The sequence below is a fragment of the Streptomyces sp. NRRL S-495 genome (assembly GCF_000966955.1).
GTDB lineage: Bacteria > Actinomycetota > Actinomycetes > Streptomycetales > Streptomycetaceae > Kitasatospora > Kitasatospora purpeofusca.
Map to the genome: position 1 here is coordinate 1 of NZ_JZWY01000015.1, position 9,417 is coordinate 9,417.

5 protein-coding genes and 1 pseudogene are annotated in these 9,417 nt (G+C 75.6%); 1 reads left to right on the forward strand and 5 read right to left on the reverse strand.

Annotated elements, in window-relative coordinates:
• Positions 1-313: 313 nt before the first annotated feature.
• The 4 genes and pseudogenes from VR45_RS01090 to VR45_RS01105 all read right to left on the reverse strand — a co-directional run bounded on the left by VR45_RS01090 (position 314) and on the right by VR45_RS01105 (position 7,045).
• Positions 314-2,104 carry a GMC family oxidoreductase gene (locus tag VR45_RS01090; RefSeq protein ID WP_045937779.1) on the reverse strand — a complete coding sequence of 597 codons (1,791 nt, stop codon included), beginning with the start codon at positions 2,102-2,104 and terminating at the stop codon, positions 314-316.
• A gap of 56 nt (positions 2,105-2,160) precedes the next feature.
• Positions 2,161-3,820 (reverse strand): annotated as a pseudogene (locus VR45_RS01095) (succinic semialdehyde dehydrogenase).
• 101 nt (positions 3,821-3,921) lie between these two features.
• Complete coding sequence (locus VR45_RS49880) at positions 3,922-5,745, reverse strand: serine/threonine-protein kinase (RefSeq protein ID WP_045937780.1); 1,824 nt, start codon at positions 5,743-5,745, stop codon at positions 3,922-3,924.
• Positions 5,746-5,917: 172 nt separating this feature from the next.
• Entirely contained in the window at positions 5,918-7,045 is a 1,128-nt protein-coding gene (locus VR45_RS01105) for a hypothetical protein (RefSeq protein WP_052708751.1), read from the reverse strand.
• Positions 7,046-7,124: 79 nt separating this feature from the next.
• On the opposite strand from VR45_RS01105, the gene VR45_RS49885 reads away from it, so the two are divergent.
• Positions 7,125-7,664, forward strand: a complete 540-nt coding sequence (locus tag VR45_RS49885) for an SHOCT domain-containing protein (RefSeq protein ID WP_052708754.1) — start codon at positions 7,125-7,127, stop codon at positions 7,662-7,664.
• A 59-nt stretch (positions 7,665-7,723) separates the two neighbouring features.
• Here VR45_RS49885 and VR45_RS01120 read toward each other — a convergent pair.
• A partial coding sequence (locus VR45_RS01120) for a serine/threonine-protein kinase (protein WP_045937784.1) occupies positions 7,724-9,417 on the reverse strand: 1,694 nt, incomplete at its 5' end.

Here is a 9,417-nt window from a genome sequence, read left to right on the forward strand (position 1 = left end):
GCACGGGCGGCGGCGAACCCGGGGGCGGCAGGAGCGGCGGCGGCAGCGGAGCGGGTGGCAGGAGCGGGGGCGGCACCGCCGGCCGCCCGCAGGACGCGCAGACCGACGCCCCTTCCGCCGAAACCGCGCCGCAGGATGCGCAGATGGCCATGGGCCGCGTCCCCCCGTCCGAACGAACGATCGCCTGGTCCCCCCAGGGCGCCCCTTTTCTTTCATCGGGCACGGACAGCTGTCAACCGGTCACCGTCCACGGACCGGACCGGAAGACGCCGGAGGCCGCGCCGCGCTCCGGCGGCGCGGCCCCCGGCCGTGCTCAGTCCCGCTTCTTCGGCACCTCCGGCACCGCCAGCAGCGGCAGCCGCAGGGCGCCGAACGCGTCCTCGGGCACCGCCGGTGCGACGGGCGCGACCGCGGCGACCCGGCGGTAGGCCTCGCCGGCGGCCGGCCGGGTGTCCTCCTCGCCCTTGTTGGGCCACATCGACATCGCCCGCTCGGCCTGCGCCGTGATGGTCAGCGAGGGGTTGACGCCGAGGTTGGCGGAGACCGCCGCACCGTCCACCACGCTGATCCCGGGGTAGCCGTAGAGCCGGTGGTAGGGGTCGACCACACCGGTCTCCGGGGAGTCGCCGATCGCGCAGCCGCCGAGGAAGTGGGCGGTCAGCGGGATGTCGAAGATCTCGCCCACGCTGCTGCCGGCGAAGCCGTTGATCTCCTCGGCGAGCGCCTGCGCGCCCTGCTCGGCGGCCGGGATCCAGGTGGGGTTGGGCGCACCGTGGCCCTGGCGGGAGGTCAGCGTGCCCTTGCCGAGGCCCTTCTCCTTCAGCGAGACGGTGATCGAGTTGTCCAGCGACTGCATCACCAGGCCGATGATCGTCTTCTCCGACCACCGGTGCTGGTTCATCGAGCGGCCGAAGGTCACCGGGTGCTTGACCGAGTTGCCGAGGTAGCGCAGCCAGCGCGGGAGCCGCCCGCCGCCCCGCACCTGGGCGATCGAGAGCGCGCCCATCGCGTTGGAGCCCTTGCCGTAGCGGACCGGCTCGATGTGGGTGTTCTCGTCGGGGTGGATCGAGGAGGTGATCGCCACGCCCTTGGTGAAGTCCGCGCGGGCGCCGTACCGCCGGTCGGTGGTCTGCGCGCCCACCAGCGCCTCGGAGTTGGTCCGGGTCAGCTCGCCGAGCCGGGCGGAGATCCGGGGCAGGTGGCCGCCCGCCCGCATCCGGTGCAGCAGGTTCTGGGTGCCGTAGGTGCCGGCCGCGACCACCACCCGGGCCGCCGTGATCGTCCGCGCCCCGGCCTTGACCCGGTCGGTGGTGGAGCGGGCGTCGGTGCGCCGGACGTCCACCGCGAAGCCCTCGCCCCACTCCCGGATCCGGGCCACCGTGGTGAGCGGGTGGATCTCGGCGCCGCCCCGCTCGGCCAGGTGCAGGTAGTTCTCGGTGAGCATGTTCTTGGCGCCGTGGCGGCAGCCGGTCATGCACTCGCCGCACTCGACGCAGGACCGCCGGGCCGGGCCGGCGCCGCCGAAGTACGGGTCCGGCACCTCCTCGCCGGGCGCCGCCTTCGCCGCGCCGTCGGCGTCCTTGCCGTCGCCGAAGAACACCCCGACCGGTGCCATGTGGAAGGTGTCGCCGACGCCCATCCGCTCGGCGGCCGCCCGGAGGTGGACGTCCGAGGGCGTGACGGTCGGGTTGAGCCGCACCCCGAGCATCCGCCGCGCCTGGTCGTAGAACGGCGCCAGCTCCTCCTGCCAGTCCGTGATGTGCTGCCACTGGCGGTCCTCGAAGAACGCCTTCGGCGGCACGTACAGGGTGTTGGCGTAGTTCAGCGAGCCGCCGCCGACCCCGGCGCCGGCCAGGATCAGCACATTGGCCAGCAGATGGATGCGCTGGATGCCGTACAGGCCGAGCTTCGGCGCCCACAGGTAGTTGGCGACGTCCCAGGAGTTCCTGGGCAGCTCGTCGCGGTCGAAGCGGCGCCCGGCCTCCAGGACGGCGACCCGGTACCCCTTCTCGGTCAGCCGCAGCGCCGAGACCGAACCGCCGAAGCCGGAGCCGACCACGACCACGTCGTAGTCGAACTCCTGGCCGTCAGCCGAACCCACCATCTGCCTCTGCTCCTTCGGAAGTCGTTCACGAAACGGGGGCCGGCCCGGGGGCCCGGCTACTTGACGCGCAGCGCCTTCAGGATCCGCAGCCCGGCGGTCATCATCGCCGCGTACTGCTTGTCGTCCTGGCCGAACGCCGGGGCGAGCGGCAGCAGCCGCTGGCTGGCGATCGTCTGCGCCTCGGTGAACCGCAGGATGCCCTCGGCGCCGTGCCGCCGGCCGAGCCCGGAGTCGCCCATGCCGCCCATCGGCGAGGCGGCCGAGCCGTAGGCGGCGCCGTACGCCTCGTTGACGTTCACGGTGCCGGTGCGCAGCCGGGCCGCGATCGCCCGCCCGCGCCGCACGTCCGTGGTCCAGACGCTGGAGTTGAGGCCGTACGGGGTGGAGTTGGCGGCGGCCACCGCCTCCTCCTCGGTGTCGAAGCGGTAGACGGACACCACCGGGCCGAAGGTCTCCTCGCCGCAGACCGCCATGTCCGGGGTGACGCCCTCCAGGATGGTCGGCTCGTGGAAGAACGGGCCGAGGTCCGGCCGGGCCCTGCCGCCGGCCAGCACGGTGGCGCCGGCCTTGACCGCCTCCTCGACGTGCCGGGTGGTGGCCTCCAACTGGCGTCCCGAGACCAGCGAGCCCATGTCCGCCCCGTAGGCTGTCCGCCCCGTAGGCGAGGCCGCCGCCGAGCCGCAGCGCGCGGGTGCGGGCGGCGAACTTCGCGAGGAACTCGTCGGCCACCGAGCGGTGGACCAGCAGCCGCTCGATCGAGATGCACAGCTGGCCGGCCGAGGAGAAGCAGGCCCGGACGGCGCCCTCGGCGGCCTTGTCGAGGTCCGCGTCGGCCAGCACCAGCAGGGCGTTCTTGCCGCCGAGTTCGAGCGAGGCGCCGACCAGCCGCTCGGCGGCCCGCCGGGCGACCTCGCGGCCGGTGCGGGTGGAGCCGGTGAACGAGACGTAGTCGGCGTGCTCGACCACGGCCGGGCCGATCACCGGGCCGTCGCCGATCACGATCTGCCACAGGTCGGCCGGCAGTCCGGCCTCGATCAGCAGCTCGCGGGCCCAGAGCGCGGTCAGCGCGGTCTGGGTGTCCGGCTTGTTGACCACCGCGTTGCCCGCCACGAAGGCCGGCAGCGCGTCGCCGACCGACAGCTCGAACGGGTAGTTCCACGGCGAGATGTGGCCGACCACGCCCTTGGGGCGGCGGGCCTCGACCGCCTGGGTGAACAGCGGCACCGCGCCGAGGTGCCGCTTGTCGCGCAGGTAGCCGTGCGCGGCCCGGCCGTAGTGGCGGGCCGCGATCGCGACCGCGAGCACCTCCTCGAAGGCGTGCAGCCGGGCCTTGCCGGTCTCCGCCTGGATGAGGTCGAGCACCTCGTCCTGCCGCTTGATCAGCAGATCGTGGAAGCGCAGCAGGACGGCGGCGCGCCGGCGGACCGGCAGCGCGGCCCAGGACGGCTGGGCGCGGCGGGCGAGCTCGAAGGCGACCTCGACGTCCGCGGGGGTGGACCGCGGCAGGCCGGCCAGCCGTTCGCCGGTCAGCGGGGCGACGGTCTCCACCACACTGGGCTCGCCGGTGGCGGTGACCCCGGCGGCGAGGCGGTCGACCAGTGACGAGGGCACGGCCGAGGCGACGGTACGCCCACCGCCCGGGGCGGCGGGGTTGCGGCCCGGCGCGCCCGGGCCGGCGGGATCGGTGGCCGTGGCAGCTGCTGTGAGGTCCGACATAGGGCGCAGCCTAGGCGCTCGGCGGCCGGTGCGGTACCCGTCGGTAACAAGAAACCCCCGTGCGGGTGCGGACGCTACGGATCAGCGGCGGCCGGCGGCGGTCAGCGGGTCGGGGTGAAGTAGTGGAGCACCGCGTTGAACCGCTGCTCGGCCTCGTTCCACTCGTTGCCCCGGTCGAAGCTGGAGGAGTAGATCGCGTAGCTGGTGCCGTCCTCGTCGATGAACTCGGCCTCGATCGCCCGGCGGCGGCCGCCCTCCTTGGCCAGGTAGCTGAACTCCCAGACCGCGGCCTCGTGGCCGTTCACGGCGACGCCGGTGAGCCGGTGCTGCTTGTACTCCTTCAACGACTTGGAGACGGTGCTCTCCATCTGCCGCATGTGCTCCAGCGGCCGGACCGACTGGCCCACGGTGACGGCGAACTGCAGGTAGTGCGCCTTGTTGTCGGGGCTGTAGTAGATCTGGTTGTCCGGCGTGCTGGAGCGCTGCCAGGCCGGGACGGTCACCGGCAGCGGGAAGCGGAAGCCCGCCGGGTCGTCCACCCACTGGTAGCCGCTGGGCGCGGGAGCGCCGTCGACCGGGGCGGTCGGCTGCGGCCCGACCGGGCCCGGGCCCTGGGTCAGGCTCGGGGCGGACCGGTCGGGGTCCTCCGCGCGCTGGCGCTGGACCAGGTAGAGCGCCCCGGCGGCCAGCACCGCCAGGCCCACCACGAGCGCGAGCACCCGCAGCACCGTCCGGCGCCTGGCCGGCCCGCGCGCGGGCGCATCGGTGTACGGCACCGGCGTGACCGGTCCGGTGGGCGCCCCTTCGTCGCTCTCCCGCGCCGGGTCGGTCCCGGGGGAAGGCTCCTCCGAGGGCTCCTCCGCCCGCTCCGACGCCGCCCGCTCCGATGCCGCCCGGGCCTGGGGCACCGTGACGGCCTCCGCGCCCTCCGCCGATCCCGATGCCGACGCCGCCCCGGCCTCGTTCTCCGACCCGTCGTCCGACCGGTCCTCCGACCGCTCCTCCGGCTGGCCCGCCCGGTCCACCACCGGCACCGACTGGGTCGGCATCCGCACCGGCGCGACCGGCTTGAGCCCGACGGTGTGCCCGGCCTGCACCTCGGCCAGCATCCGGGCCGCCTCGTCCGCGCTCGGCCGCTCGTCCGGGTCCTTCGCCATCAGCGCGGCCAGGACCGGACCCAGCGGCCCGGCCCGGCGCGGCTCCGGCAGCGGGTCACCGACCACCGCGGCCAGCGTGGTCAGCGGCGAGGTGCGGCGGAACGGCGAGTCGCCCTCCACCGCCGCGTACAGCGTCGCCCCCAGCCCCCACAGGTCGGAGGCCGGGCCCGGCCGCTCGCCCTGGGCGCGCTCCGGGGCCAGGTAGTCCGGCGAACCGACCAGGTCGCCCGGCCGGGTCAGCTCGGCCGAGCCCTCGTACGTCGCGATGCCGAAGTCCAGCAGCACCGCCCGCCCCGTCCCGTGCTCCAGCAGCACATTGGCCGGCTTCACGTCCCGGTGCAGCACTCCCAGCTGGTGGCCCCGGTGCAGCGCGGCCAGCACCTGGCCGCCCACCTCGGCGGCGGCGCGCGGCGGCAGGGTGCCGTCCTGGCTGATCACATCGGCCAGCGAACGGCCGTCGACCAGCTCCATGACGATCCACGGCCGGCCGTCCTGCTCCAGCACGTCGTGCACGGTGATCACGCCGGGGTGCTTGATCCGGGCGGCCGCGGCGGCCTCCCGCTTCATCCGGGCGTGCAGGATCTCCACCTCCTCCTCGGGGAGGTGGCTGACGGTCAGCTCCTTGACCGCGACCTCGCGGTCCAGCATCCGGTCCCGGGCCCGCCAGACCGTGCCCATCCCGCCGCGGCCGAGCCGCTCGCCCAGCTCGTAGCGACCGACCAGCAGCCGCTCCCCCTCGGCCGACTCCGGCCGGTCCTGCGCGCCCATCCGCGACCGCTCCCCCTCATTCACCTGCCGTCACGCGACGGAGGGCCCGGTGCAGACCACTCGGTGCAGACCACTGAATCGAACAGATTCCACGGACACCCTAGGCGTCCCGGGTGTCCCCCGGGAATCTCCCCCGCCCGCCGTTCCGGCGACCATGTTCCCACCGGCCCCGTCAGCCTGCGAACAGCACCACGGCCGCCACGCCGAGGACCAGCAGCAGGAACACTCCGCCGACCAGGAGCGGCCCCAGCAGCGCCGGCGGGATCCGCGGCGGCCGGGCCGCTCCGGCCGCCTCCGCCCGCATCGTTTCCGCCTTCGGCGGCCCCCCGTGCCGGTCCCGCGACCGGCCCGCCGCAGCCGCGCCCTTCGCCCGGCGCCGCCCGGCCGGCCGCGCCGACCGGGGCCCCGGAAGCCCCGGCGCACCGGCCGCCGCCGGCCCGTCCACCGGCTCCGGCGCGCGCGCCAGCAGCTCCGCCAGCTCCAGCGTGATCTCCGCAGCCGTCGGCCGCAGCGCCGGATCGGACTGCACCAGCCGCTCCACCAGCGGCCCCAGCGGCCCGCACGCCTCGGCGGGGACCCGCCGGCCCTCCCGCACCGCCGTCACCAGCTCCGGCACCCCGCTCTCCGGGTACGGCGCCCTCCCGGTCGCCATCCGGTGCAGCAGCACCCCGAGCGCCCAGCAGTCGCCGGCCGGGCCGCCGTCCAACGGCCACCGCTCGGCCACCGGCCCGACCAGCGCGGCCCGCACCTCGTACCGCCGCCGCCCGCCCGGACCGCCCAGCTCCTCCGCCAGCGCCTCCTCGGCCACCCCGGGGAGCAGCCCGCCCAGCAGGGCCGCACCGTCCTCGCCGACCAGCACCGAGGCGGCCGTCACGTTCCCGTGCACCAGGCCCGCCCCGTGCAGTGCCCGCAGCGCCCCGGCAAGGTCCGCCGCCACCTCCGCCGCGCGGTACGGCGGCAGCGGGCCGGCTCCGAGCAGCGCGTCCAGCGGCTGTCCGGCGGGCCGTTCCTCGACCGTCCACAGCAGGTCGCCCTCGACGAAAGCCCCCGCGCCCTGCAGCAGTCGGGCGTGCCGGGGCGCCGCGGCACCGACCGCCGCCACCCGCCGCACCAGCCGCTCCCCCGGCTCCGCGCCGGGGCCGTCCGGCTCCTGATCCCCGATCAGCACCGCGGGCAGCTCCAGCGCGCGCAGCCGCACGACGTCACCGGTCCGCTCGTCCGCGGCGAACGCGCCCAGCGCCTCCAGGTGGTCCGTCAGCCGATAACGCCCCGCCAGCACCTGCCCCGGGCCCGCTCGCATGCGTGTTCCTCTCCGCTCGCCGCCAAGCCTAGTTGCCCGCGGAAGACACCGCCCCGGTCCCCCGGATTACCCTCGGTCCATGGACTGGAGCGATCTCATCGACACGGCCTTCGACGTGGCCGGCAACAGCAGCAGTGACCACCGGGCCGCGGCCCTGCGCACGGTCGAGGCGAACGTCGCCCCCGACGAGAAGCCGATCGCCTCGACGGCGGGACGCCACCCCGACCACTTCCGCAAGGGCGTGCTGGTCCTGACCACCCATCGGCTGCTCTTCCTCAAGGACGGCAAGCCCCCGGTCCCGGTTCCGCTCGCGGCGGTCACCGACGCGACCGTCACCAGGACCCGGATCAACGGCGAGGTACTGCTCGTGGTCGCGCTGACCGGCTCGCACCGCTTCGAGGACGTGGTCAAGGCCGAGGTGTTCGCCGAGCAGCTCCGCGCTGCCGCCCGGCTGGCCCGCGAGGGCTCCCGGAAGGAGCCGATCGCCGCCGCCCCCGCGGCCCCCGCCTCCACCGGCGCCGACCTGCTCGACCAGCTGGAGCGGCTGGCCGCCCTGCACACCGCCGGCGCCCTCACCGCCGAGGAGTTCACCCGCGCCAAACAGCGCCTCATCGGCTGACCGGACGGGCACCCGCGAAGCGCGAGCGGGTGCCCCCGCCCCGGAGGCGAGCGGAAGACTTACGGCGCGGGCTGGAAGGTGTCGAACGCGGTCTGCCGCGCCTGCGCGTTCGGCGCCGCCGACCAGTCCGCGTCCGGCGTGGTCCAGTAGATCGCGTAGCCGTACTTGGCCGGGGAGCCGGTGACGAAGCCCCGGTTCAGCGAGTGCGTCCTGGGGGTGCCGTTGGTCCACTCCCAGTCGGCCGCGTTGGTCCACTCCCGGTAGGCGACGGACTGCAGCTGCACCCGCTGGTAGTTGCTCACCTGCCCGCGCAGCCCGGGCTCGGAGGCCTGCCAGTCGGCGAGCGCGCTCGCCCCCGGCGTGGTCGTCCACTCGACCCGCAGGGTGCTGCCGTTGCCCTTGAAGGTGCGGCGGTTCGAGTCGGAGCCCGTCGGCTGCAGCCAGTCGGGCAGCACGATCGAGAAGCCGGACGGGTCCTTGTACTCGTGGTACCCGGCCGGCACGACCGCCCCGGTCTGCGTCGGTGTCGGCGTCGGCGTGGCACTGGGAGTCGGCGTAGGCGTCGGCGTGGGCGTCGGCGTGGCGGCCGGGGCGGCGGTCGGCGCGGGCGCCGCGGCCTCCCCCGGGCCGGTGCTCTCCGAGGCCGTCGCCGGCGCGGCGCCGTCCGTGCTGCCGGCCGTGACCGCCGCCACCGGCGCGGTGCCGCGCGCGCCCTCGGCCGAGCCGTCCTCGGAGCCGCCGAACGCCTGCAGCAGCACGATCAGGCCCGCGATCAGCAGCAGCACCACCACCGCCGTCGCGACGGCCAGCCGCCGCCGGCCGGTGCGCGGGTCGGCCCCGGCGGCCTGGGTCGCGCCCAGCGTCCACTCACTGGTGACCGGCCTGGCCGCCTCGGCCGAGGTCTCCGCGTCCCCGACCGGCACCGGCGCCTCCGGGGTGCCCGGTGCCACCGGCGTCTCCCCGCTCCCGGCGTCCCCGGCCCGGCTGCCCACCCGGACCGTCCCGAGCAGTCCGCCGACCGGCGGCTTCCCGCCCTTGCCGGTGCCCTTGCCCGAACCGCCGACCGAACCGCCGGCCGAACCGCCGCCCGCGCCGGTGTCACTACCCGTACCGCCGCCCGCGCCCGCCACCGGCACCGCGTGCTCGGTGGTCGACTCGGCCCGCGCGGTCGCCTCCGCGACCACCCGCTTGAGCATCGACCGGGTCTGCGGGGCGGTCAGCCGCTCCGCCGGGTCCTTGGCCAGCAGCCCCTCGACCACCGGCCGCAGCGGCCCGGCGTTCACCGGCGCGGTGAGCTCCTCCGTCATCACCGCCGTCAGGGTGGCCAGCGCCGAGCCCCGGTCGTACGGCGGCCGCCCCTCGACCATCGCGTACAGCGTGCCGCCCAGCGACCACAGGTCGGCCGGCGGTCCGGGCTTCTGCCCCTGGGCCCGCTCCGGGGATATGTACGAGGGCGCGCCGACCAGCATCCCGGTCGACGTCACCGAGGAGTCCCCCTCCACGCTGGCGATGCCGAAGTCCGTGAGCACGACCCGGCCGTCCTCGCCGATCAGCACATTGGACGGCTTGACGTCCCGGTGCAGGATGCCGTGCGCGTGCGCGGCGCTCAGCACGCCGAGCACGTCCAGCGCGATCTCCGCCGCCCGGGCCGGCGCCAGCGGGCCGTCCTCCCGGATGACGTCCGCGAGCGAGCGGGACTCGACCAGCTCCATGACGATCCACGGCCGGTCGTCCTCCTCGACCACGTCGAAGA

Bases quoted from the DNA above. Each gene is read 5' to 3' on its own strand.
- VR45_RS49885 (WP_052708754.1), top strand. From the start codon at position 7,125: ATGGACTGGAGCGATCTCATCGACACGGCCTTCGACGTGGCCGGCAAC.
- VR45_RS49880 (WP_045937780.1), bottom strand. From the start codon at position 5,745: ATGGGCGCGCAGGACCGGCCGGAGTCGGCCGAGGGGGAGCGGCTGCTG.
- VR45_RS01105 (WP_052708751.1), bottom strand. From the start codon at position 7,045: ATGCGAGCGGGCCCGGGGCAGGTGCTGGCGGGGCGTTATCGGCTGACG.
- VR45_RS01090 (WP_045937779.1), bottom strand. From the start codon at position 2,104: ATGGTGGGTTCGGCTGACGGCCAGGAGTTCGACTACGACGTGGTCGTG.